The organism is Zooshikella ganghwensis (assembly GCF_018263875.1).
Classification (GTDB): domain Bacteria; phylum Pseudomonadota; class Gammaproteobacteria; order Pseudomonadales; family Zooshikellaceae; genus Zooshikella; species Zooshikella ganghwensis.
The window spans coordinates 61364-86678 of the sequence record NZ_JAEVHG010000012.1; the positions used below are offsets into that span (position 1 = coordinate 61364).

The following is a 25315-nucleotide window of genomic DNA, read 5'->3' on the forward strand; positions in this document are numbered from 1 at the left end:
GTATGCTTTAAACTAAGCTCTACAAAGAATAACATTAATGAGCTTTTCAACAGTTGCACCTGTATTACTTAGTCCTGTTTCATAATATTGCTGAACGGTTTGAACTTGAAATCCAGCTATTGCCAACAGTTGTTCTACTTCCTTTGAGTGATAAAGATTGAAGCCAAACGGTGAAAAGGGTAAGTCTTTCATAAATGACTTATCACCAAAAGCGATACAAAATAAGCCATCTTTCTTCATAACCCTGTGGATTTCAGCAAAATGTAAGAAAGGGGAGTCCCAAAAGTATAAAGTGTGAATTGCTAATGCCTTATTAAAACTTGAAGAAGAAAAAGGTATAGCACTTGAGCTACCTTGGTGAAAACTGGCGTTATTTGAGGCAATAAGCTGCTGGTTGTGTATTTTGGCTTCGTTTACCATAGCAGAGGACCAGTCAAGCCCTTTATAGGACACATTTGTGGCACTTTCAATGACCTTTTGTGCAAAAGCGCCGTTTCCTGGACCAATTTCCAATATATGATCATTAACGGTGATATGCAGTAAATTAATGCATTTGTTGTTTATTTGGTAATTTGCTTGATTCATTTGCTGGGCAATTTCAGGGGCTTTTTTGCCTGAAGGACAACGAAGTTGTGTGGCTATTTCTTTGGGATTCACTACGATATGTCCTCAATGAGACTGCTGTTTCTAATAAATTGTGCAATGGTTTTGGCACAGGCTTCTGTAGAGGTTTTAGTCGTATTTACACTAAAATCATACTTAATATCTTGATGAACACGATAAAACTGCTCTCTTGCTGTATATTGTTTTCTGTTTTTCCTATTTTTTTCTCTTTCTTCTAGTGTGTCTAAGTTACAATATACAGCAATATATGCAGTACTATACGGTGCCAGTACCGATCTCCATATTTTCATTTCCGACTCACCATTTGTAATATCATCTACGATAAGACGAAGACCATTCCTCACTAAGTTTGCGACTGTCTTTCGATAGGCGTCATTTACTTTTATCCCGTAGGGGCCTTGTTGAATCTGATAACCAGTTGTATTATCTGGCAGTAAAGTTTCCCTCCAGTAAAAACCGTCTTTTTTTTCACTACCTTCTAAATCGTTAGATTTTGATGGCATCATTGCTATAAAATGATCAATACCTATGTGTAAATAATAATCAGGTAATATAGCTTGTAACTCACTAGCAATACTACTTTTCCCTGAGCAAGTTGTACCATTTAAAAATAAAATATCCATAGGCTAAAAAACATGAATCAAATAGGTTAAAAGACAGGCATGTTGAGTTTTAATGTCTCAATATGCTTTTGTACCTCTTTTTAGAGGTTATTAAAGCCATCTTATGGGGTATACACGCTTACAAATCCATCGATGATATACTACACCAATCGTTACAATGAGTAGGGTACCAATCAATACAGGGTTAAACAAAAACATCCATGACTCTCCTGTTAGCATAACCAATAAAGGGTTAGCTCCAGCTGGAGGGTGTGTTGTTTTTGTTAGTATCATAAAGGCTACTGCAAGACCGACAGCTGCCCCCATTGTCCAAGCATTTACCTCAAACATGTTTACCATCACTAAGCCAATTAAGGTGGTCATTAGGTGTCCCAGTATAATATTTCGTGGTTGGGCAAGTGGACTATCAGGCAGGCCAAATAAAATAACCATAGTTGCACCATATGGCGCCATTAACCATGCAAGAGGCTGTGCAGCCTGGTCTAATGAACCCAAGGCTGTTATACACAACATTGCACCTATACCTGCTGTGACTGCAGGCCAGCGTGTCAGAACATTTGAGATCATAATGATATAACTCCATTATTGAATGGTAGACCGATCTGTCTATCGGCTATAGTAGACAAACTTGTATACTTATGTCAACATAGTTTTTCAGAATAAGATCTTGATGAGTAAGTTAATGAATAAGCGAGAAAAACTGATTCAAACAGCTTTTGAGCTTTTTTATAAACATGGTATTCATGCGGTAGGTATAAACCAGATACTTAAAGAGTCAGGTATTGCAAAAAAAACGTTGTATTCCTATTTTGAAAGTAAAGAGCAGCTGGTATGTGAAGTTGTTAGTTATAGGGATAAAATTTTTATTAATTGGCTCAAGACAAGATTAGATGGAGTTAAAAAAGGTTTGCCTGCTATTGAAGTATTTTTTGATGCACTGGATGATTGGTTTAATAGTAGAGTAGATGTATTAATGGATTTTCGTGGTTGTTTTTTTATTAATGCATGTGCTGAGTTTTCTAATCATGAGGTTAATCAGCGCTGTCTGGCACACAAAGAAAAGGTATCTCACCTGATTGAACAGCATGTTCGGCAATTGAATATATCTAAAGATAATGTTGCGACTGTAACTGAAGTGCTTTGTTTTTTAAAAGAAGGTGCAATTAGTCAAGCATATGTCCTAGGTGACCTTGAGGCAGCACAAAAAGCTAAAAAGATAGCTTTAAAGATTATTGCTTTAAGTTAAGTGGTCAGCTTATTAGCAAAATGCTGGTTGTACCTCTCACAACACTATACAGGGTGCTCCTAGCACCTGCTTCACAAACCCATTTAAGCATTGCTGGCCGACTTTGGATAACGATATTTTAAAAAAGTTATATGACATTGCCTCGGGATGTTAGAGCTGTTTGGTCATATAAGTACTAAATGGGTCATCAGAGTAGTCTGAAAATGGTTCACAATAGCTGAAACCAAAGCGTTCATATAACTTGTGTGCAGGCTTGAATGCTTCTGTCGTGCCTGTTTCAAGGCTGACTTGTTTGTAACCTCGTTCTTTAGCCTTAGTCAGGATATGATGCAGTAGGTGAGTAGCAACCCCTTTTCGTAGATGAGATTTAGCTGTTCGCATAGATTTTAATTCAGCATGGTGCACAGTGAGTCTTTTTAGTGCACCACAACCTGTAACCTCTAGCCCTTCCCATGCACTCCAGAAAGTAATTTCAGGTTTACGTAGTGCCTCGAGATCAAGTGCATGAATGCTTTCTGGCGGTGAGTTTGCTTTCATACCATCCAGATGTTCTGTGAGTAACTGGATTACCTTTGGCTTGGATAAGTCGTCAATTATAATCTTCATAAAAATACTTCAGTCCTTCAGCCAACTTAATGTGTAAGGTCAAGATCAGCAAGTGGCGTGCCAAGTGGAAAGCATGGTTTTACTCTTCTTAACATACTAATGAAATTATTTGAATCTATACTGTGCGATATTATGTTTGTTACTGCGTATATACCCTACACTGGGGGTATACACTTCGCTTTGGGTATATCATCTATAAATAGATACGTAAAATAATGAAAAGATATTTGGAGTTACTTACAGACCGTTTTCTTTTATTGCTCACAGCTATTGTTCTGGCTATTTTGGCCTGGTTATTTTGGAGTAGCAGTGGCCAGTCTATCATTTTTGAAATTTTCATTTTGATTTCAATTATATTGCTGGTTATTGAAAATGTTCATCTGAGAATCAGAATAAAAGTGCTTACTAAAGAGGAGTCTTCTAAATAAAAACAGTATTTTCTAATTAAGCTATTACCATATCAAATAACAAGGCAATAGCATAAAATAGCTTTTAAAGGATATAGGTTGTGCTGATTAAAGTATTGCGAATTGGTCGTTATACAGGCTTTTGGCAATGATGTTTTAAAAGCAAGTTATATGCATTTTTCTATATCCAATAATAAATGATAATAATTAAAAAATTAACTTATATACCCTTCACGAATGATTTCTAGGTTTTGTTATCTTCACTCCTCACCCCAATCACCTAAAAACCATTCGTATTGGGTATAAAAAGAGTGTATAGACTTTTGTCTATATTGATTCTTGCAGAGAATTAAATTAGGGTGAGTTTGATTCTCATGGAAGGAATTTGAAAAATGAAAAAAATACTTGGTTATTCTGTCATTGCTTTTGCTATTGGAAGTCAGTTTACTACAACTATTAATGCTGATGAAAACTATTTGTATGAGGAGCTAAGTCCTATAAATGAGGAGGGGCTACTTCCTTTGAATGATGATCAAACTGAAGTATATAATGCGATTGTATCTCAGAGTATGAGGATTTGTAAGAACCAGCGAGTACCAAAGGGTTGGGTCATTACCGGAGAGGCTTCTGGTGCCAGTTGTTCAGGACGATTCCCTAATATGTGGATTATCAAAAAACCAAGTACATCTGATAGTATTTGTAAGATCTCACCATTCCCTGATGGCTATGTGATTACTGCTGAAGGTTCAAGTGCATCGTGCCCTCATCAATTTCCTAATGTATGGAAAATAAAAAAACCAAGACAGTCTGAGTCTATTTGTAAAGTATCAAAACTACCAAAAAACTACATTATTACCAGTGAATCAAGTAGTGCATCGTGTCCTCATCAATTTCCTAATGTATGGAAAATTAAAACACCTAGAAGTACTGATACGATGTGTTCTATATCACCCTTACCTGAAGGGTATGTCATTACGGGACGTGGAAGTAGTGCATCTTGCCCAGGACGTTTTCCAAATACAACAAAAATAAAAAAATTATAAATATATCTTTACCAGTGGGTATACTCAAAGAGTAGTCGTTTTGAAATATAGAATAATACAGGCCCGTGTTGGGCCTTTTTTTTGTGGCTGAGATTACCTTACTCCCTAAACTTATGACAGGCTTTGCTTGACCTATGTGTAGCTCAAAGGTGTAGTTTATAATGGCATGGATATGGTGACTCATTAAGCATTGGCTTTCAGATAGGAAAAGGTGATGGAGCAGTCAATCTCAAATAAAGAAAAGAGTGTGGTGCAGTGTGAGCTTTCACAACATCAGTTACTTATTGAAGGAGCAGGATGTGCTAGCTGTGTAGGTAAAATTGAAAATGCACTGAAACAAGTGCCGGGTGTTCAACAAGCAACGATGAATTTTGCTCAGCGTATGGTTGAGGTTTCTGGTAGTGTTACTGATACGCAGCTCATTAATGCAGTTGAGCAAGCTGGCTATCGTGCTCAGGTTATGAATAGAGCAACCGAACAAGAAGTACTTGAGGAAAAGTCAAAGGCGGACGTTGAACACTATAAACAGTTAATTCGTAATATGACAGTCGCACTGGGTTTAGGCGTTCCCCTAATGATTTATGGTCTTTGGACCGGGGATATGAGTGTATCCAGTACCCTTGAGCAAATCGCTTGGTTGATAGTAGGACTTTTGACGCTGGCTGTTATGGTCTACTCTGGAAAGCATTTTTATTTAGGTGCTTGGAAGTCACTGCAACACCATTCCGCAACAATGGATACACTTATTGCATTAGGGACAGGGGCTGCCTGGCTATATTCCATGGTGGTGGTCTTGCTGCCTAGTAGTGTCCCAGAGATGGCGAGTCATGTGTATTTTGAAGCAACGACCATGATTATTGGCTTAATAAATTTAGGGTTAGCACTGGAGTTAAGAGCCAGGGGAAAAACGTCTGAAGCGATCAAACGTTTAGTAGGGTTACAACCTAAGACAGCACGAGTGATAAGGAATGATAAGGAAATAGATATTCCCATTGAGTATGTACAACTGAACGATATTATCCGGGTCAGGCCTGGCGAGAAAATACCTGTTGATGGTGTCGTCAAAGAGGGAAATACAACAGTTGATGAGTCTATGTTGTCTGGAGAGCCAATGCCTGTAGAAAAAGGCATAGGTGATGAGGTCGTAGGTGGTACATTAAATAAGCATGGTACTGTTTTATTTATTACGACACGTGTTGGTAAGGATACTGCGCTGGCACATATTATTAGTATGGTCAAACGAGCACAGAATTCTAAACCACCTATTGGTCGGTTAGCGGATGTGATATCGGCTTATTTTGTACCAACGGTAATGATTATTTCAGTGTTAAGTGCTTTGGTTTGGCTTAATTTTGGACCTGACCCCGTCCTGGCTTTTGCCCTTGTATCTGCCATGACTGTGTTAATTATCGCATGTCCCTGTGCACTGGGATTAGCAACGCCAATGTCAGTAATGGTTGGCGTTGGTAAAGCTGCTGAAGCAGGTGTGTTAATGCGTAATGGTGAAGCACTACAGACTGCGTCAAAAATTACTACGATGATGTTAGATAAAACAGGAACGATCACCCAAGGTGCCCCTAAAGTCACTGATATTATTGCTTTGAATGATATGAGTGAGGAAACTATTTTGCAGCTGGCTGCGAGTCTAGAGTCAGGTTCAGAGCATCCATTGGCTGTGGCTATTATGGAAACAGCTACTGAGCGTAACTTATCACTTAAAAAAATAGATGCTTTTAAAGCAATAACAGGTCATGGTGTTGAGGCAAGTTGCAATAATAATCAGCTGTTATTGGGAAATGAAAAGTTAATGCGGGCTAAAAACGTTAATATTGATGCTGTCAAGGGTCAGGTTGATAGGTTAGCCAGCGAAGCCAAAACGGCCATTTATTTTGCAGTTAATGAAAATATTAGTGCTATTATTGCCGTTGCAGACCCAATAAAAGACGATGCAATTTCTGCTATCCAACGTTTACAAAAAAATAATATTCGTGTAGTTATGGTAACGGGTGATAATCAGGCTACAGCCGCAGCTGTTGCAAAAAAAGTAGGGATTAGTGAGTTTTTTGCAGAGGTATTACCTGAAGAAAAAGCTGAAAAAGTAGCTTTTCTACAGCAGCAAGGTGAAATTGTGGGGATGACAGGAGATGGCATTAATGATGCGCCTGCTTTAGCCAGGGCTCATGTTGGGTTTGCTATTGGCACAGGTACCGATGTCGCGATAGAAAGTGCAGATGTAACGCTAATGCGTGGTTCTTTGCATGGTCTGGCTGATGCCATTGCCATTAGTAAAGCAACATTGAAAAATATCAAGCAAAATTTGCTTGGTGCTTTTATTTATAATATAGCAGGTATCCCAGTCGCAGCAGGTGTCTTATATCCACTCTGGGGAATGCTCTTGAATCCTGTTATTGCAGGTGCTGCAATGGCATTCTCTTCAGTAACTGTTGTGACTAATGCTAACCGGTTACGTCTTTTTAAAGCGCAGGATAATTAGGAGGGCGGGATACATGCTTTTAATGAATGTAATGGGGCTAGGGCTGATTGGCTTAATCATTTGGTGGTTCTGGCTTTATAAACCGGCAACAACTGTTGTTGATAACACAAGCTTTATTGTTACAGTTGATAATGGTGTCTATGAACCAGCACACATTAAGCTAACGGCTCACCAGCCTGTTACACTTCGCTTTATACGTAAAGATGCTTCACCTTGTGCAGAGATGGTACTGTTTCCTGACTTAGAGATTAGTGAAACATTACCACTGAATAAACCTGCAGAAATTAAGCTTCCGCCTCTAAAATCCGGAGAGTACTCTTTTCATTGCCAAATGCAGATGTATCGTGGTGTTTTAATTGTGGAATAAATACGGTCGTGTTCTTGTATTAGGGCCTGTTAACACAATTTAAATCACCACTGCCGTAGACTATTTTTTCGCCTAGCAAGGCACAAGGAATGCCATGTAGTCATTCTACATAAATGACTTGTAACACCGCTCGGTGGAAAAATAATCACGGCCCGAAGAATTACGACGGTAAAAGTACTACTCGTTGTTGCTCATTGTTCATTTAGAACAACTAAACTTCATGATTCGCGCCTAGCAAATATCGCAAATTGCATTTATCTGCAATTACCCAGCGCATTAACTGATAACTCCTTTTGTTTTTGCACAAAGCTAACTACATTTAGGGTATGCTGCTTTGTTAATAAAATGGAGTGGCTATTATTTAATGATTAATCTGTGGATATATCATTTGGTTGAAAGATCATTTTTGAGGGGCTATAAATTTTTTATATTTATAGACAAAAATACTCAATAATGAAAACTGATCTTTGGCCTAATGTTCGTCGTAGGCGATTATGGTTATTGTTTTTTTTACGATATTTTCGTTATGTATTAGTGCTAGCACTATTGCGAGTCAGACATATGCTGGCGACAAAAAATGCAATCAATGCCACGCAGATATATACTCTTCTTATATTAAAACGGGTCATCCCCATAAAATTCAAAAAATAACTGGCCCTCCCTCCTTTCCAAAAGGAACTTCCCCTGGAGTGCCTTCTCCACCAGAGGACAAAGATTGGAATGATATTTCCTACGTTATTGGAGGATTTGCATGGAAAGCACGTTTTATGGATAAAGAAGGCTATATATTAACGGGTGATAAATTTCGTCAATTTAACTTAGCCAACCAAATATTAAAAACGGCATCTACTTGGACTGGTTATGATGCAAGTAAAACACCCCGTAAACCTTATACCTGTGGCGTGTGTCATACAACAGGGTGGGTTCAATCTGGGCCTGAAGGTCCACACCAAAATAATCTACCTGGTATTTACGGGGTTTGGTATGCTGATGGAGTTACCTGTGAAGCTTGTCACGGCGCTGGAGCTCGTCATGCCTCTCAACCTGAGCAAGTACAACTTAGTATTGAGGAAAACTGTGGTGACTGTCATCGGCGTGGTAATGCTAATAAAATTGACGCGAGCAATGGTTTAATCAGACATCATGAGCAGTATGAAGATTTATTAGCTTCACCCCACCGTTATATAAAATGTACAGCCTGTCATGACCCACACCAGAGCGTAAAATATCAAGGGAATGGATTTAAAGGAGAACAAAACACATGTAATACTTGCCACACTGAAACAGTTGATAGTATTGCTGCAAAAGCCAAGTTTCAATGCACCACCTGTCATATGCCCCGTGTTGCTAAATCAGCTGTGTCAGTCAAACACCAAGCTAAAATTGGCGAAATTGCTGAGGGTGATGTGCGCAGCCATCTGTTTCGCATCAGCACAGATCCCAACTGGAAGATGTTTACAGATGATGGCAAGTTTGTGCGAATAAATGACGAGGGAAAAGCATTTATCACAGTTGAATATACTTGTTTGATCTGTCATACCAATAAGGATCAAGAGTGGGCTATTGAGTCTGTGAAACGTATTCATAAATAGCTATGTTGAAACATAAGCGAGTTGTATTATTCATTGGCGTGGTTATTGGAGTGCTGTTGATATTAACGGCTGAGCACGTAAATTATGTGACATCTACAGATGATTTTTGTAGTAATAGTTGTCATTCAATGAATAAATATATTGCAAATGATGAAGTGTATGTTTCTTCTAAACATCGAACATCCGACAGTGGTATTATGGTTAGTTGTGCAGATTGCCATATACCAAAGCCTCTATTACTAGCTATGTGGGTACATGTTAAAGGTGGCGTTAATGATAGTATTTCAGAATTAAGAAATGACTTTACTAACCCAGCTGTTTGGGAAAGCCTAAAGCCACAGTTAGCTAAACAAGTTAGAGAGCAAATGCTAGCCAACGATAGTAGGGCTTGTCGTAATTGTCATACCATGTCTAAAATTGCAGTTTCATCGCTTGAGGGGCAACGAGCACACGCGCAGTCATTTTTTAATAAAGAAACGTGCATTCAGTGTCACTATAATTTGGTTCATTCCCCCGTTGAGCCTCATGAAGGGTTTGCAAAAAAATAGAATAGACTGACTATCTTTTTTTATGTGAAACTATACACTCTTGATATTTTTGTCTAAGTTTACTTCTCATTAACTATTAAAAAATAATAGCGTATGTGTTCTTTGCGATAAGCTCAACGAAAATTATAAACTTCTTAATATATTATTAATAATAGTAAAATTTTGTATTAAGGAAGGTTTATGAGCGTATCAAAAGTTATTGCGCTTCCTCTAGCAGTGCTTTTTGTTAATGTTGTCAATGCTAAAACATTAAACCTAACACAAGAAAACACTGTTCACACTGCTGTTGAATTAAATAACCAAAGTTCCATCGTTAAAAAAGAGAAAATAATTCACATTAATCCTGAGATTTTAACGACCAATTTGCTTGCTTTGGATAAATTGAAAATACAATTGTTTGATGGAATTCAAGTTATTGTAAATAAGAAGCATGTTGTGGATAATGGCGCATCTACAAGTTTTCAACCCTCTGAGATCTCAGGTACTCAAGTAAGTAGCTTATGGATGGGAGCTGTTGACAGTGAGCCAAACAGTAAAGTAATTCTTGCGATTTCTCCAGAAAGCGTTTCTGGTAAAATTGAGGTTATGGGGAGAACATTTTTTATCCGTTACCTTGAAGGACAACAGCTAATTCGTGAAATGAAACAAGGCACGACAAATGTTGCCAAAATGCTGGATGAAACTAGAGAGCAGGCTGTTTTTAAATTAGTCAACCAGGAACGTGCAGCTCGGAATTTACACAAATATAATTATGATTCCAAACTGGCTAAGTCATCTCGTTTGCACTCTGAAGATATGGCTCAGAATAACTATTTTAGCCATACCAGTCGTGATGGACGATCACCGTTTGAGCGTATGAAGGCGCAGGGATACCAGCATGGTTATGCAGCCGAAAATATTGCTGCGGGTTCTTCGAATGCCGAAGGCACTATGGAGCAATGGATGAACAGCTCTGGGCATAGAGCTTCTATTTTGAGTAAAAATTATTGCGATATTGGTGTAGGTTATGCCTATAACAGCAATAATCGCTATCGACATTTATGGACGCAAAACTTTGGTAAACTACGTGGTACCAATACATGCCAGAGTAAACCCGATCCAGACCCAACCCCTAATCCAGATCCGACGCCAAACCCTGATCCAGGCAATAATAAGTTTAAGCCTGTAAAGAATAAACTTAATGTGTGTTTAGGTACAACCAGTAATAGCAGTGCCAATGGAGCGCGCATCAATGCATCGCGTTGTAGTAACTCAAAATCTCAGCAATGGGAGTTAGATAGTAAAGGTTTGTTACATCCTGCTAATGCGCCTGATAAATGCTTGCAAATGCCACAGTGGTGGAAAGGGACTAATCGAGCAGTCATTGGTCAATGCAATGCGCAACAGCTTAATCAGCGCTGGCAACTGGTTGATGGTCGTATTCAAAACTTGGCGTATCGTATGGTTTACTTGAAGCACTTTACAAAATACGGCGATTGGGTAGGTATTTGGACAAAGGATGATTCAAAAGGACAACAGTGGCAGTTTAAATAAAATACTAAAAGTGAATTTTATAGATATTAAAAGTTCACATGGTATCTGAAATCATTTGCTCCACCTGTGTCAGAAGGCCATCCTTGGCCTCTGACACTCCCCGTGCTCCCGGCACGTGTTGTACAAACAATCTCAGGCACCATTGGCGAACATTGAGGTGATGTTAATATTATAAAACAAAGATTCTTGAAATAGGTGGTTGTTAGTAAAGTCATAGGTTCTATTTTTCAACAAAAGCCGGCTGATTAGCGTTGAACCGATTGCCGCAGGACGCGGCAATCGAGCTTCCAGGGAAGGATTTATGGCGTGTTCAATGGGAATTAGGCTGCTTTTGTCACCAGCTTGACCAGAGCCAAAACACTAACGATATCTTTTTATCAGTATTTTTGAAATTTACTCCTCTGGTGGAATAGGGTTTCCCTCTCCATCTAAAGGAATTTCATTATTTACCTCAGTGATGCGCTGGAGAATACGGTCAATTTCTTGCTCGATATTTGCAGGTCCTGGATCATCCCTAAAGTAAAACGGAGGCTTGGCTTGCCATGAGTCTTGATCAGGTAAAACTTTTTCTCGGCCATATTCCATAAATTGAGCAATATACGCTAAAGTAGGTTTATAAGCTGAAAGTGGCGAAAATAAAGGGTTTCCGGTGGGTTGTAATGGGTATTTCGCCCAACCTAAAGAACCATCTTTTAGTTCGCAACGTAGAAAAAATAGGATCATCTGGATGTTTTCGTGGAGTCGAATATCGTCATACCGCTGTGCCCAAACGCTCCCTTTTTGCCAGCTATATACTACTCGTTTTTCTCGATCAAAAATCAATGGTGCAGGTTTGCGTAATAATATTATCCAGGGCAGTAGGATAGAAATACCAAGTAAGGGGATGCCCGTAAAAATGATGTCACCAATAATACGCTGCGTGGTATGCGTGTAGTTGTTATAGCGGTCGTGGATAAACTCTTTGAATGACATTTTTTTGTCATCGCCTACAGCAGAATAAAATGCTAGAGCACCGGGATCTTGTGTAAAACTAAAATACTCATTCCCATTTTCTTTCTTGGCAATTTCTATGAAGCGGTTTGCATTCCACTCCGCACTTTTCCATGCATCATAGTAGTCAAGTAGTTTAAATCCAAGCATAGAAATAAGTCCAAGCAAAAATAGGCTTGCCCACCAGTTGCGGATTTCGGTTTTATTTTGCATGACCTTAAGTTGACGAGTGTTAACTTCAACTATTGGCTCCGGTTGTGTAAATGAACTAAGGTCTATAGCCAGCAATTCTTTCCATTTCAGAAAAAAAGGATTTGGATAAGTGGTTTTAAAAAGTCTAGCCATTACACTTAACTCTTTGCGTATAAATTGTCACTTTTTACCTGTTTTCTGCATTTGCATTATATATTGATATACTGTGGTTATATGGAACCAGAGATTATTTGCTTCACCCATGTCAGAAGGCTATCCTTGGCCTCTGACACTCCCCGTGCTCCCGGCACGTGTTGTACAAACAATCTCAGGCACCATTGGCGAATATTGAGGTGATGTTAATATTATAAAACAAAGATTCTTGAAATAGGTGGTTGTTAGTAAAGTCATAGGTTCTATTTTTCAACAAAAGCCGGCTGATTAGCGTTGAACCGTTTGCCGCAGGACGCGGCAATCGAGCCTCCAGGGAAGGATGCACGGCGTGTTCAATGGGAATTAGGCTGCTTTTGTCACCAGCTTGACCAGAGCCAAAACACTAACGATATCTTTTTATCAGTATTTTTGAAATTTACTCCTCTGGTGGAATAGGGTTTCCCTCTTCATCTAATGGAATTTCATTATTCACTTCAGTGATGCGCTGCAGAATACGGTTAATTTCTTGTTCAATATTTGCAGGTTCTGGATCATCCCTAAAGTAAAACGGAGGCTTGGCTTGCCATGAGTCTTGATCCGGTAAAACTTTTTCTCGGCCATATTCCATAAATTGAGCAATATACGCTAAAGTGGGTTTATAGGCTGACAACGGTGAAAATAAAGGATTTCCTGTGGGTTGCAATGAGTATTTCGCCCAGCCTAATGAACCATCTTTTAGTTCGCAACGTAGAAAAAATAGGATCATCTGGATGTTTTCGTGAAGCCGAATATCATCATACCGCTGTGCCCAAACGCCCCCTTTTTGCCAGCTATATACTACTCGTTTTTCCCGATCAAAAATCAACGGGGCTGGCTTGCGTAATAAAATTATCCAAGGCAATAGGATAGAAATACCAAGTAAGGGAATGCCCGTAAAAATGATGTCACCAATAATACGCTGCGTGGTGTGCGTATAGTTGTTATAGCGATCATGGATAAATTCTCTAAATGACATTTTTCCGTCATCACCTACCTTGTTATATATTTTTAAAGCACCAATATCGTTAGTTTGTTTAAAATAACTGCTGCCATACTGACTTATTCTTAAGTAAATAAATCTATTAGCTGACCATTCTGCACTGTTCCATGCTTCATAGTAGTCAAGTAGCTTAAATCCAAGCATAGAAATAAGTCCTAGCAAAAATAGACTTGCCCACCAATTTCGGATTTCAGTTTTATTTTGCATGACCTTAAGCTGACGATCGTTAATTTCAATAATAGGCTCAGGTTGCGTAAATGAACTAATGTCTATGATCAGTAATTCTTTCCGTTTCAGGAAAAAAGGCTTTGGATAAATAGTTTTAATAAACTTTCCCATTACAATGGTCTCTCATCTCGCATGCCGATAATAGGTGTTTTTAATCTCCCGTCATCGGTAATTAAACGCATTGGAACAATAATATTAGGCTGAGGCCGATATACCCAGAATATGCTGGCTTTGGTGTTGAACTTCATCTCAAGGCTAAAATGAGCTGCACCCTCTTTAAGTTTTACATCAGCTGTCTTCATTTTTTCTGCCATCTGCTGAGTAAGTAATTTGTTAGGCTTAATGATGTACTGTCCATTTTCATCAAAACCTGCCTTGGTATAAAGTGCAAATTCAACTTCAGATATACCTGGCTCAAACCCCGGTAAAATGAATTTATAGTGGTAGGTGTTGCCAGAACCTGGAAATAGTCCAATATTTTTATCTAGCTTAAGCTGAGGCATATATAGGATATTCATAAACTCCTGTAATTCCATTCGGTAAGCAAGTTGTATTTCAGGTGCTACGCTAATATCTTGACTCCAAGTCAATCTTGTAGAAATATCGGGTCGGTCATCCCTTAGCAATTTACTTCTATCTCCCGGCCAAAAAAGATATTTGGACCCTGATCCCCAAAAACAGTTTTTAAGCAATGTTTCTAATGGGGTTTGACCGTAGATAATAAGTAGTGCACCACCAATACCCAAAATTAAGAGGCCAATAGCAGCAATAATTACGCCGACAGGAAGTCCTACGCCAGTGCCTGCAGCACTAGCACCTGCTGCTGTACTCGCTGAGCCTGCAGTAAATAACACCTGGGAAAAAACCATTGCTGACCCTACGGCCATTAAAGAGTATCCTGTAGCTTCTCCATAACTTCCTCGATTATAAGCTTTAAGAGCATCCCATGATGATGACAGCATAGTAGCCACGTTGGCTATAACAATCAGGCGTGTAGCAGTCTTGGAAGCAAGAAATTCCCCTAACCTGGTTGCAGCTCCCATCATCTTAGGTGCTAGCGCTTTTACTAAAAGCGGAGCTGCTTTGTTTAATGCTGAATTAGTAACAAGAACTCCTGAACGCATAATCAAAGCTGAATCAAGCGTAAGTGAGCTGATAGTTGCTGTTAGGGAGATGGCTGAATAAAGACTGTTTCCTTGATTGAAGGGGTTTGCTTTGGAAAAGCGGGTAGATTGAGTAATATCATAGATTGTCATCAAATTAAAAAAGCATGATAAACCCGCAAAGCTTGTATCGAAAATTAACCCTATTTTTTCAACTCTGTTGGTTGGGACAACAAATGAATAGCGATGACCTGAGGCTCTTACCACGCGCACTTCTGAAAGATTAAGAAGCTCAGGAAGTTTTTGAGATTTCACTCGCTCTGCCCAGTTAAATAATGATTGGCCTCTTTGAACTTTCTTAACAGCTTTATCGAGAATGGTGTTGGCGTTTTTACTATTACTGGATTTATTAATACAGTTAGCAAGGGTTTTTGCCAGTTCATCGTGGGTCATTCGTATTCTTTTATTGGTATCAAGCTCTAGCCCATAGACTTTAAATACATCGTATATTAGCTGATTCGTTACATATTTTAAGGCATTAAACGTCAGTTTATTAACAGTTCGCTGACCCAGCTCTTTACTAAATTTCAATAAAGAAACTGAGTGCCCCCATATGGCACCAACCTGCTGTAAAAGCTTATCAACCGCTTTCACTGAAGCGATTGACCAGTCAAACCCTTCTTGAGGGGTAGTAACAATGAGTCTGAATAGCTGGAAGGCCACGTGATAAGCATTTGTAGAGCTTTCAATTTCTTTAGGCTGCTCTGCTGCATCGGAAATAATTTCTTCTAGTACTTGTTTACCAGATACTGATGCAATGATTCCTTGGTATATGCCTTCAGATAGCTCGCAAAGTTTTTGCAACTCTTGCTCAGCATCCTGATTAGAATGGGGCGCATGACAAAAGAAATTTTTAAAGTAAGTATCGAGAGAGCCAACAGTGCCAATATTGGCAGAACCAAACATAAAGGATTTATAAAGTGAGGCGAACTGCTCCTGCCGTTTTTTGAATACCGAAAATTCATCCTCAATATTTTGCCAGTATTCACCATGTTCCTGCCAATTGATGGATTCTTCGACGATTTCTTTAATCTCCCCTTCTGCCGAGCGCTTTAAGTCATTGACAATTTGCCCAATGACATAGGGATACATACTTTTAGAGGCATACTCTTTCTCCCAGAGCGACAACATGGCATGAACACGGGCAATTTCTTTTTGACGACCAACAGGATCGTGTAAAGCAACGATTCGTGCTGTCTTACTGTACAGTGTTTTTTCCTGAAGTTCAGCCGCAATCTGGTCAGCTTCAAGCTCGTAGGATGTTTCTGTTGTGAGAATGTCTAAACTGATGTCTTTGACAGAGGGGTCTACATCGGCATTTTTAAGCGCTAATAAACGATGTTTGCGGCCCCGGTAATCCTCAACCAGCTGTTTAAAGTTTTCTGTGGTAGCAGGTAGTGCGTAAGGATCTTGATCAGCATGCAAATTGACCCGTTGCATCGCTTTTTTACGCGCGTCCAGTTGCCCATTCATTTTATCGATGACATCAGCGTGCCACTCGTGTTCACTGTAGGCGATACTGATTTCTTTTAAAGAGCGCTTAACAAAAATGAAAGGGTAGCCGTTCTCACTGCCGGAGCTGTCATATACCAAGCCACCTTGTGCATTCACTTTGTTTTTAAAGAGGTATTTATCAAACTGCTCTTTTACGGTGCCGTTCTCTTCGGTTTTTGTGTATTTAAAGATATGAAAATGGCCGTTAGCGCTGTCATCTTCTTCCCGAATATATACCCAGCCTTGGCGTAATAATCGTATGACGTAGCCTTTGCCATCGGCAATGGTGTTTGCGCCGAGCATGGTATTGATGGATGGTGGCTCAGCTGCTTTTTCGAGTGATTCTTCAAAAAAGTTAGCATAAGCAAAGCGAACGGGGTAAATAGCCGTCACTTTAGTATCAATAGGGCGCTCAGTTAAATAAACGACAGGAATTTTATTGGCGCGGTTGCGATCGAGGTATCGTTCTGATGAGACACGTTTATTTTTTTGCGGGGGAACCACTTCTTTATTTTGGTCAAGCAGTGCTGGCGCAATGGGACCAACAGGCCCCTCGGCTAAATCAAAGCCTTTGCTTTGTTCATAAACTGCAACACTATCAACGGATGTAGCCTGTTTATCTAATTCAGCAGGATTACTTTCAAGCTGGTCAATATCTTCCCAACTTAGTTGCTGTGGGCTAAACAGTATTTTTACGCCATTTGCACCTTGTTGTACTTCACCATTCAGTTTATAGGGTACCCAGATAGTGTCGTAAGCAGTGCCAAGTGCTTCACGTACATTGGGGTCAGATAATCCTAAGCGGCTTTGGCGGGCATGACGATGCAGCGTCAGACGTGTATCGCGGTAGGTTTGGTTGTTGCTGACTTGTAGTTCCCGCCATAGTTTATTTTTCCAAAAGACATAGACCCAGCCATCCTCTTGGAGGATATCCGATTCTGGACGGGATTTTTTCTCATTAATATAAGTCAAGGGTTTGACGGGAATAATGATCGTATCCCAAAGTGCTTTCTCTGTTTCTTTTGGTACAGGCTGAACCTGTTGAATAAGTGGCAGATAAAGAGGAGGTTCACCACGACCATGCATGGCAATACGAATACCCAGCTCTCGGGGGACATTCTGGAGGTTATTAAACTCGACGAGGCTGCGATAATGCTCTTCATCCTTAAAGTGGGTGACAGCGGCTTTTAGATCAAGCCCTTGTTCACTGTCTTTCTCGGTACCTAAATACAACCGTTGTGAGCTGTTATGTTGGATACCTGCCACTTCAATTACAATTTTGAAATTTACATCAGGCGAAGTATCAGGCTCAGGCACTGGCGGTATGATGCGATCCAAGATAGGAGGTGTTTTATCACGTATTACATAAGGTAACAGCGTTCTGCCTTCGTCGACCTGCTCTAAGCTTCTTACATCATCCCACACAGATGTGCCTAATTCAGGATCACCATAGATCGACATGGTTTCATCTGCTTCCCAATAGCGGTCTTGGGTAATATCGTAAGAACGATCCTCCTTCATTCGTTCGCGGAACGAATGTATATCAAACTTGCGACGCATTATACATATCCAACCTGTTGCTATTAGAGAATAATGCCTGAAGCTGACATCTATACCCTTCACGAATGATTTCTAGGTTTTGTTATCTTCGCTCCTCACCCCAATCACCTATTAATATAGGCTCATGGGGCTTCGTCACTCGATGGCCGCACCTAAAAACCATTCGTATTGGGTCTATATCGCTTGGTAAGCGTCTAATCAGACAATTAAAAAGATATTCGTTATTTTAAGGATTTTATGGTTAAACTGGTGTGTAAGTGTCACAAAATAACATCAAAGATATCTGTTGTGTGGGTTTAAGCGTTCTTCACAATGAGTATAAGTAAAAATGAAAAATTTCACCTGATGAATTAAGGAGGTCACTGATAATATAATTAACTAAATAATATAGTAAAAAAATAGATGGGGTTATGAATATAGAATATTACAACTTACTCACTGAAGTAGGTACGGCAAAATTAACTAATGCGACATTAATGGGGGATACGCTAAAGTTAACAACGATTAAAGTGGGCGATGGTGGGGTTGATGAAGGTAAAGAAACCTTCCCTAGCGAAACGGCAACATCTCTCGTGAGAGAACGTTGGTCTGGCAATATTACCCATTTATCAATTGATCCGGAGAATAAAAACTGGGTTGTAGCTGAAGCTGTTATTCCCGTTGATGTAGGCGGTTTTTATATTACCGAGTTCGGTCTCTATGATCATCAGGGTGATTTAATTTGTATTGGAAAATATCCTAAAACCTATAAACCAAAAGTTCAACAAAACAGTGGCAGTGCCAGTAGCCTTTATCTAAAAGTCGTTTTAGAAATATCTAGCAGTAAAAATATAGAACTTAAAATTGACCCAGCTATTGTTTTGGCATCACGTCAATATGTTAAAGATAATTATGTACCCAAAACAGGAGGTCTTTTTGAGGCCGATATTCATGTGGTTGGGGATATCTATGCTGGCGAAAAACATAATCAACGTGTCTATCATGAGGGGTATAAGCCGACTAAAGTAGATGTTGGTTTAGACCAGTTACCTAACGCGAAAACGGATGCAGTTGATGTGAATACGTCTGATAAGCTTGCAACCGCGAGGGCCGTTTATAATATAGCAGAAAGCTCAAAAAGACTATATATTCAGGGTATACGCTTAGGTGCTGTTCAGCATGGAGTTATTTGGAGGAATGTTGGTATTAGTGACAGAAGTGGTTTTGTGATTACGGGGGTTACTAATGGACCACCTGCTGATGATTTAGTTGATGTTGTCTATGCTCGGCCATTGCAAAAATTAGTAAACGGGCAATGGTTAACAGTTTCATCTATTTAGCTATAATCAAGATTATTATGGAATTAAAAAATTTAAAACTTTACAAGCCTGAAAAAGCTATTCCTAATACATTATATTTATGTGATGATTTAGATAATGACTGGTATGACTCTCAAATTAAATTTAGTCGGGATACTTTAAAAATTGTTTATGATCATAAAGGTGTTATAGTCTCTCATAGTGAGGATGTTTCCTCTTTATGGCCCGTTCATATGTCTGTTGCTGAGGTGGAAACAGCTCAGGTTCCAAAAGGTTTTTTTGATAAAAGTGAAGGTCAGTGGGTTTGGGATGGATCACTAATATCTCAAAAGATGGTTTCTTTGGAAGAAATTAAAGTAAAAGCTAGAGAAATTAGGGATAATTTAAAAGCACAAATTGATAAGATGTTTAGTCCAGGGTTTACTATTAATGATATTTTGCTTACGGACATACAAAAGGATGAGCTAATTAAATACAGTTTAAGTTTATCCAAATGGCCTAAAGAAGATAAATGGCCAAACGTGAAATTACCAAAGCCCCCTAAATGGACAAAACCGTTTTTAAAAGTATCTAAGTGGCCTGAAAAATAGCTCAAAATATAAAAAATGGACTGATTTCCAAAGAACTGTCTGTCGCATCCCTGCAGCAGACAAGCCTCCAGGGAAGGATTTACTGCGTACTCATTGGAAATCAGGTTGCGTTTGTTAGTAATGCATCTGTAACTATTTAATTATCGTAGTAGATATAATGGCAAAGCTACTTTCCGATTAGTGTCATTCGATGGTGCATACCTGCTTCATAATGCCCTGGGATATTACAGGCAAAAATCACCTCTTTTTCACCATTAAATTGCCAGACGATTTCTTTAGTTTTACCAGGATCAACAGTAATGGTATTGCCATCTTCATGCCGCATATTGGGCATTTTACGCATCATTTTTTGATGTTCCTTGTGCTCATGCTGGTTGCCTATAGAAAACTCATGAGGTATTTTCCCGTCATTTTTTACAATAAAAAGTACCGTGTCGCCAGGTGCTATATTGAGTGCCTCCTGAAAATAAAACTTCATATTATCAGTCATTGTTACATGAATGGTTTTTGTCGCCTGTGTTTGTTCTGCAGGTTGGCCAACAGCACTAGCGGTTTTTTGATGATGGTGGTGTCCCGAACCACTGGCGAGAGCCAGTGGTGAAGATAAAAGGGCGATAAAAAATAGAGCGCTGGAAAGGAATCGTGAGAGATAATTGTCCATGATTATAACTCCGTTTGAGTTGCCGGTGTGTTTCTTTATTTGAGACTGCCGATGCTTTCAGAAAAAGGAGTAGCATGCTTTTTCTGTATAGCGACGTGTAGCTGATAGCGCTGCCATAAAAAATACACGGCAGGTAAAACCAATAGCGTTAAAAACACAGCACTTAACATACCGCCCACCATGGGTGCTGCAATACGGCTCATGACTTCTGAACCAGTGCCAGAGCCATATAAAATAGGTAATAAGCCTACAATGATGGCGGCCGCAGTCATCATCACTGGACGTACCCGCATACCCGCACCTTGTATGATTGCGTTTTTAAGTTCCACAACAGAGGGGTAAGAACCTTGCTGTTGGCTGTCTTGTAATAAAGTGCTATAGGCTTGATTGAGGTAAACCAGCATAATTACGCCAATTTCAACAGCCACACCAGCTAATGCAATAAAGCCAACACCAACCGCCACAGAAAAATTATAGCCTTGCCAATACATTAACCAGATACTACCAACCATGGCAAAGGGAAGGGTGCCCATAATCATGAGCACTTCGGCCAGATTACGAAAATTCATAAATAGCAATACCACAATAATCGCGAGGGTGAGTGGTACCACATACATTAATTTAGCCTTAGCTCTCAGCATATATTCATACTGGCCTGACCAGCTGATGGAATAGCCGGCAGGTAGTGACAGTTTTTCATTGACGGTACGTTGCGCCTGTTGAACATAAGTGCCAACATCCATATTTTCGATATCTACAAATGTCCAGCCATTTAAGCGAGCATTTTCGCTTTTGATACCTGGCGGGCCATCCTCGATATCGATATTGGCGACATCACCTAACGATATACGTTGGCCCATAGGCGTCACAATCGGTAGTAATGCAAGCTGTTCTGGTGAGTTACGATAATCCTGTGGATAACGTATGTTGATAGGGTAACGTTCTAAACGCTCAACAGTCTGTGAAACATTCATCCCACCAATAGCAGTAGCAACCACTTGTTGTATATCGGCAATATTTAAGCCATAACGGGCTGCTTTTTCCCGTTGAATATCGACTTTAATATAACGACCACCTGCAACACGTTCTGAGTAAACCGACGCAGTACCTGGTACATCTTTTAAAATAGTTTCTAACTGTTGGCCAATCGTTTGGATTTTCGTAAGGTCAGGGCCAGCAATTTTAATACCGACGGGTGTTTTAATACCAGTGGCTAGCATATCAATACGGGTTTTGATGGGCATTACCCAGGCATTAGTGACGCCAGGTAGTTTTACTAATTTATCCAGCGCTTTTTTCAATTTATCAGTTGTCATACCGGGGCGCCACTGATCACGTGGTTTAAGTTGGATAAAGGTTTCGATCATGGTTAATGGTGCGGGGTCTGTAGCTGTTTCTGCTCGTCCTACTTTACCAAACACATTGTGTACTTCGGGTAAGGTTCGAATTAATTTATCGGTTTGTTGTAATAATTCCCGCGCTTTACCAATTGATATGCCTGGATAAGTGGTTGGCATATACATTAAATCACCTTCATCAAGCGGAGGAATAAATTCACTACCAATTTTATCCAGTGGCCAAATTGCAATGCCTAAGGTAATAAAAGCGAACAACAGCGTTATTTTTGGAAAGCGTAAAACCATTTTCAGGCAGGGTAAATACAGTGTTGTTAATAAACGATTGACAGGGTTTTTATGTTCGGCTATGACTTTACCCCGAATAAAATAGCCCATTAATACTGGGACTAAAGTAATTGCCAGTGCCGCCGCCGCTGCCATCGCATAGGTTTTAGTAAACGCCAGTGGTGAGAACATGCGGCCTTCCTGGGCTTCTAAGGTGAAGACGGGCACAAAACTTACAGTAATAATTAATAAGCTAAAAAAGAGTGCAGGGCCAACTTCACTGGCTGATTGAGCGACAATTTGCCAGCGATTTTGAGGCGTAAGTGGCGTGCGTTCCATATGTTTATGCATGTTTTCAATCATAACAATGGCACCATCAATCATCGCGCCAATCGCAATGGCAATACCGCCTAATGACATGATATTGGCATTAATACCCTGGGCATACATCACGATAAATGCGGTGAGAATACCTACCGGTAAACTGATAATAGCCACTAAGGATGAACGGACATGGAAAAGAAATACAATACATACCAGTGCGACAACAATAAATTCTTCCAACAGCTTATGCCAAAGATTGTCAACAGCCCGCTCAATTAACCCTGAGCGGTCATAGACCGTTATTAACTCCACACCTTTTGGTAGTCCCTGTTTCAGTTGTTGCAATTTTGCTTTAACGCCATCGATTACATGTTGTGCATTTTCACCAAAGCGCATAACAACGACACCACCTACGGTTTCTCCCTCACCGTCTAACTCGGCAATGCCACGTCGCATTTGAGGACCTAAATTAATATCCGCCACATCTTTTAAGAGAAGAGGAATACCATTTTGGTTAACGCCGAGTGGGATATTGCTTAAGTCTTGCAGGTTCTGAATATAGCCGGAGGCACGTACCATATATTCAGCCTCAGCCATTTCAACGACAGAAGCACCCACTTCCTGATTGCTTTGCTTAATGGCTTGTTGAATATGTGCAAGGGGAATTCCAAAGGCACGGAGTTTGTCAGGGTTTACCTTTACCTGATACTGCTTAACCATGCCACCAATAGTCGCTACTTCGGATACACCTGGGATGGTTTGTAATTCATATTTTAAAAACCAATCCTGAATACTGCGTAGTTGGCTAATATCATGCTGACCGGTTTTATCCACCAAAGCATAAAGGTAAACCCAGCCAACCCCAGTAGCATCAGGCCCCAATTGAGGGCGTGCCGTCGTCGGCAATGAGGGAGCCACCTGACTGAGGTACTCTAAAACACGACTACGTGCCCAGTATAAATCGGTATCTTCATCAAAAATGACGTACACATAGGAGTCACCAAAAAATGAGTAGCCGCGGACTGTGACAGCGCCAGGCACCGATAACATTGCAGTAGTAAGCGGATAAGTGACTTGATCTTCGACCACTTGAGGAGCTTGTCCAGGATAACTGGTTTTTATAATCACCTGCACATCTGACAGGTCAGGTATAGCATCAACAGGCGTATTTTTGAGTGAATAAAAACCAATACCCACTAAGATAAACGTTGCCAGCAAAACAAAAAAGCGATTATGAACTGACCAGTGAATAATGGCTTTAATCATGGTGTTTCTCCTGGTTGTCCATGCTTATGCACTTCACTATGGTCGCTGTGTTGTTGCTTGCTGGTTTTTTCTGATGTTTGTTGCGGGGTGCTGGGAATGTGTACTTGGGTTATTTGGTAATGGTTATTACTGGCTTTTTGCACTTCAATATGAACAGTTAATCCTGGAGATAACTGATTAATATTAATATTGTCTGCCAACATAAAGTCCATCGTCATGACAGGCCATTGCCACTCTGGAATAGCTTGGTGTGTGACATTTATTGTTCGGGTGTCAGGCATTATTTTATGCACTTCTGCTTCAACCCAGGCACTTGATGGTTTTTTTTCTGTTTTGGGTTCCACACTCTGCTCAGTATGGTGGTCATGTTGTGCTGTGTTTTGAGATGTTTGATCCGTTGAGCTCATCCGTTGAAAGTCAGAGTTTTTGCTGGATTCAGAATCCAGTAAAAACTGAGCCGATGTGACAATACTGTCACCTTCCTTTAAGCCGTTTATGACCTCAACATAGTGTTCATTCATTTTACCCATGGTGATCGCAATGGATTTGAACTGGCCATCACCTAAAGCCAGTACCACTCGATCTTGCCGCCCGGTACGAATGATGGCTTCACGGGGGACAAGTAGCCGCTGCTCTGTGCTATCGGCGTGAATAACCACCTGTGCAAACATATTGGGTTTAAGTACTTTATTTGGGTTAGCAAAACGCAGACGTACTTTTACGGTTCGGGTTTTGGCATCGAGTGTTGGGTAGATATAGTCCACTTTGCCTTGCCAGGTTTTTCCGGGCAGATAATCCAAGGACATCGTCACGGCCATATCCGGTTTAACTAACGCTGCCTGGCGTTCAAAAACTTCTGCTTCAACCCAGACCTCTTTGAGAGAACCTAGAGCCATCAAAGTCATGCCTGGTTTAACAAAGAAACCTTCACGAATATTCAAGTTATCTACGACGCCACTTTGGGGCGCAAAGAACGTGACAGTTTGTTGTACTTGTCGAGTTTTTCGTAATTTTTCTATGGTGGTAGTGGGTAGTTGTAGTGCTTTTAAGCGGTCAATAGCCGCATTAATAAGTTGTTGGTTATTACGTTGTAGAGCCAATAAAAATTCTTCTTGTGCATTTACGAGTGCGGGTGAATAAATTGCGTATAGTGGATCACCTTTTTGCACCGTATTGCCTTGTGCTTTTACATAAAGGGTTTCTATCCAGCCTTCTACGCGTGGGTGAATATGAATTAATCGGTCTTGGTCGTACTGAATATAACCTACGGTAGTAATACTAGCGGTTAAAGGTTGCCTGGTGACCTTTGCTGTTCTTACGCCTAAATTATTAACGACATTTGGCGCTATTTTTATAGTGCCTGGGCCTGCGTCCTGATCTGATTGATCTTCTTTATAAACGGGAATTAAATCCATACCCATGGGCGACTTCCCAGGTTTATCTCGACGGTAATTGGGGTCCATAGGAGCAACCCAGTATAACGGTTTTTTTTCGTCACTTGTTGTATTACTGTTAGCCTGTTTTGATGATGTATCAGTATTTAATACGGTAATTTTATAACCTGACAAACCGAGTAATATGCCCAGAATAATGCCCGTTATCAGCGTACCTTTATGACGCAGAAACGTTGTCATTGATGTTTCTCCTACGCA

The 25315-nt window shown here is 40.0% G+C and carries 19 protein-coding genes; 9 read left to right on the plus strand and 10 right to left on the minus strand.

The window, feature by feature from the left end:
* Positions 1-12: 12 nt before the first annotated feature.
* From KHS79_RS16280 to KHS79_RS16290, 3 genes are all read right to left on the minus strand, one after another.
* Positions 13-657, minus strand: coding sequence for a class I SAM-dependent methyltransferase (locus tag KHS79_RS16280; protein ID WP_212720348.1), 645 nt, complete (start codon positions 655-657; stop codon positions 13-15).
* The gene (locus tag KHS79_RS16285; protein WP_212720350.1) at positions 657-1247 is read right to left on the minus strand and encodes a chloramphenicol phosphotransferase CPT family protein; all 591 of its coding nucleotides are present in this window, start codon (positions 1245-1247) and stop codon (positions 657-659) included. Before KHS79_RS16285 ends, KHS79_RS16280 begins: the two co-directional genes overlap by 1 nt.
* Before the next feature lie 90 nt (positions 1248-1337).
* Complete coding sequence (locus KHS79_RS16290) at positions 1338-1814, minus strand: HPP family protein (RefSeq protein ID WP_212720352.1); 477 nt, start codon at positions 1812-1814, stop codon at positions 1338-1340.
* 115 nt (positions 1815-1929) lie between these two features.
* Between KHS79_RS16290 and KHS79_RS16295 the strand changes: the two genes are divergently transcribed.
* The gene (locus tag KHS79_RS16295) at positions 1930-2493 is read left to right on the plus strand and encodes a TetR/AcrR family transcriptional regulator (RefSeq protein WP_212720353.1); all 564 of its coding nucleotides are present in this window, start codon (positions 1930-1932) and stop codon (positions 2491-2493) included.
* A gap of 150 nt (positions 2494-2643) precedes the next feature.
* Here KHS79_RS16295 and KHS79_RS16300 read toward each other — a convergent pair whose 3' ends face one another.
* Entirely contained in the window at positions 2644-3099 is a 456-nt protein-coding gene (locus KHS79_RS16300; protein ID WP_212720354.1) for a GNAT family N-acetyltransferase, read from the minus strand.
* A gap of 799 nt (positions 3100-3898) precedes the next feature.
* On the opposite strand from KHS79_RS16300, the gene KHS79_RS16305 reads away from it, so the two are divergent.
* From KHS79_RS16305 to KHS79_RS16330, 6 genes are all read left to right on the plus strand, one after another.
* Positions 3899-4549: a hypothetical protein gene (locus tag KHS79_RS16305; protein WP_212720355.1), complete on the plus strand. Its 651-nt coding sequence runs from the start codon at positions 3899-3901 to the stop codon at positions 4547-4549.
* A gap of 214 nt (positions 4550-4763) precedes the next feature.
* Entirely contained in the window at positions 4764-7043 is a 2280-nt protein-coding gene (locus KHS79_RS16310; protein WP_212720356.1) for a heavy metal translocating P-type ATPase, read from the plus strand.
* A 13-nt stretch (positions 7044-7056) separates the two neighbouring features.
* Positions 7057-7410 (plus strand): cupredoxin domain-containing protein, encoded by a 354-nt coding sequence (locus tag KHS79_RS16315; RefSeq protein WP_212720357.1) that lies wholly within the window; start codon positions 7057-7059, stop codon positions 7408-7410.
* 689 nt (positions 7411-8099) lie between these two features.
* Positions 8100-9002: a cytochrome c3 family protein gene (locus KHS79_RS16320; protein ID WP_212720358.1), complete on the plus strand. Its 903-nt coding sequence runs from the start codon at positions 8100-8102 to the stop codon at positions 9000-9002.
* 2 nt (positions 9003-9004) lie between these two features.
* Positions 9005-9550: a NapC/NirT family cytochrome c gene (locus tag KHS79_RS16325; RefSeq protein ID WP_212720360.1), complete on the plus strand. Its 546-nt coding sequence runs from the start codon at positions 9005-9007 to the stop codon at positions 9548-9550.
* Between the two features lie 180 nt (positions 9551-9730).
* Positions 9731-11083, plus strand: coding sequence for a CAP domain-containing protein (locus tag KHS79_RS16330; protein WP_212720362.1), 1353 nt, complete (start codon positions 9731-9733; stop codon positions 11081-11083).
* A 393-nt stretch (positions 11084-11476) separates the two neighbouring features.
* Here the strand turns inward: KHS79_RS16330 and KHS79_RS16335 are convergent, their stop codons facing one another.
* The 3 genes from KHS79_RS16335 to KHS79_RS16345 form a co-directional block, all read right to left on the minus strand.
* Positions 11477-12418 (minus strand): hypothetical protein, encoded by a 942-nt coding sequence (locus tag KHS79_RS16335; RefSeq protein WP_212720364.1) that lies wholly within the window; start codon positions 12416-12418, stop codon positions 11477-11479.
* Positions 12419-12854: 436 nt separating this feature from the next.
* A complete protein-coding gene (locus KHS79_RS16340; RefSeq protein ID WP_212720366.1) occupies positions 12855-13796 on the minus strand; it encodes a hypothetical protein in 942 nt (313 codons plus the stop codon).
* A complete protein-coding gene (locus KHS79_RS16345) occupies positions 13796-17902 on the minus strand; it encodes a toxin VasX (RefSeq protein WP_212720368.1) in 4107 nt (1368 codons plus the stop codon). Before KHS79_RS16345 ends, KHS79_RS16340 begins: the two co-directional genes overlap by 1 nt.
* 410 nt (positions 17903-18312) lie before the next feature.
* Here KHS79_RS16345 and KHS79_RS16350 point away from each other — a divergent pair, with 410 nt between their 5' ends.
* A complete protein-coding gene (locus tag KHS79_RS16350; RefSeq protein WP_212720370.1) occupies positions 18313-19221 on the plus strand; it encodes a phage tail protein in 909 nt (302 codons plus the stop codon).
* 17 nt (positions 19222-19238) lie between these two features.
* Positions 19239-19790, plus strand: a complete 552-nt coding sequence (locus tag KHS79_RS16355) for a hypothetical protein (RefSeq protein ID WP_212720372.1) — start codon at positions 19239-19241, stop codon at positions 19788-19790.
* A 166-nt stretch (positions 19791-19956) separates the two neighbouring features.
* Here the strand turns inward: KHS79_RS16355 and KHS79_RS16360 are convergent, their stop codons facing one another.
* Genes KHS79_RS16360 through KHS79_RS16370 form a run of 3 tightly spaced genes read right to left on the minus strand, consistent with a single transcriptional unit; the run spans position 19957 to position 25297 of the window.
* Positions 19957-20451 (minus strand): cupredoxin domain-containing protein, encoded by a 495-nt coding sequence (locus tag KHS79_RS16360; RefSeq protein ID WP_051311700.1) that lies wholly within the window; start codon positions 20449-20451, stop codon positions 19957-19959.
* Positions 20452-20486: 35 nt separating this feature from the next.
* Positions 20487-23663 (minus strand): efflux RND transporter permease subunit, encoded by a 3177-nt coding sequence (locus KHS79_RS16365; RefSeq protein ID WP_212720374.1) that lies wholly within the window; start codon positions 23661-23663, stop codon positions 20487-20489.
* Positions 23660-25297 (minus strand): efflux RND transporter periplasmic adaptor subunit, encoded by a 1638-nt coding sequence (locus KHS79_RS16370; protein WP_212720376.1) that lies wholly within the window; start codon positions 25295-25297, stop codon positions 23660-23662. The genes KHS79_RS16365 and KHS79_RS16370 overlap by 4 nt, the downstream gene beginning before the upstream one ends.
* Positions 25298-25315: the final 18 nt, after the last annotated feature.

Coding starts and splice junctions, on each gene's coding strand:
- KHS79_RS16330 (WP_212720362.1), top strand. CDS start 9,731: ATGAGCGTATCAAAAGTTATTGCGCTTCCTCTAGCAGTGCTTTTTGTT.
- KHS79_RS16305 (WP_212720355.1), top strand. CDS start 3,899: ATGAAAAAAATACTTGGTTATTCTGTCATTGCTTTTGCTATTGGAAGT.
- KHS79_RS16350 (WP_212720370.1), top strand. CDS start 18,313: ATGAATATAGAATATTACAACTTACTCACTGAAGTAGGTACGGCAAAA.
- KHS79_RS16285 (WP_212720350.1), bottom strand. CDS start 1,247: ATGGATATTTTATTTTTAAATGGTACAACTTGCTCAGGGAAAAGTAGT.
- KHS79_RS16325 (WP_212720360.1), top strand. CDS start 9,005: ATGTTGAAACATAAGCGAGTTGTATTATTCATTGGCGTGGTTATTGGA.
- KHS79_RS16290 (WP_212720352.1), bottom strand. CDS start 1,814: ATGATCTCAAATGTTCTGACACGCTGGCCTGCAGTCACAGCAGGTATA.
- KHS79_RS16300 (WP_212720354.1), bottom strand. CDS start 3,099: ATGAAGATTATAATTGACGACTTATCCAAGCCAAAGGTAATCCAGTTA.
- KHS79_RS16365 (WP_212720374.1), bottom strand. CDS start 23,663: ATGATTAAAGCCATTATTCACTGGTCAGTTCATAATCGCTTTTTTGTT.
- KHS79_RS16360 (WP_051311700.1), bottom strand. CDS start 20,451: ATGGACAATTATCTCTCACGATTCCTTTCCAGCGCTCTATTTTTTATC.
- KHS79_RS16295 (WP_212720353.1), top strand. CDS start 1,930: ATGAATAAGCGAGAAAAACTGATTCAAACAGCTTTTGAGCTTTTTTAT.
- KHS79_RS16370 (WP_212720376.1), bottom strand. CDS start 25,297: ATGACAACGTTTCTGCGTCATAAAGGTACGCTGATAACGGGCATTATT.
- KHS79_RS16315 (WP_212720357.1), top strand. CDS start 7,057: ATGCTTTTAATGAATGTAATGGGGCTAGGGCTGATTGGCTTAATCATT.
- KHS79_RS16335 (WP_212720364.1), bottom strand. CDS start 12,418: ATGGCTAGACTTTTTAAAACCACTTATCCAAATCCTTTTTTTCTGAAA.
- KHS79_RS16310 (WP_212720356.1), top strand. CDS start 4,764: ATGGAGCAGTCAATCTCAAATAAAGAAAAGAGTGTGGTGCAGTGTGAG.
- KHS79_RS16340 (WP_212720366.1), bottom strand. CDS start 13,796: ATGGGAAAGTTTATTAAAACTATTTATCCAAAGCCTTTTTTCCTGAAA.
- KHS79_RS16345 (WP_212720368.1), bottom strand. CDS start 17,902: ATGCGTCGCAAGTTTGATATACATTCGTTCCGCGAACGAATGAAGGAG.
- KHS79_RS16355 (WP_212720372.1), top strand. CDS start 19,239: ATGGAATTAAAAAATTTAAAACTTTACAAGCCTGAAAAAGCTATTCCT.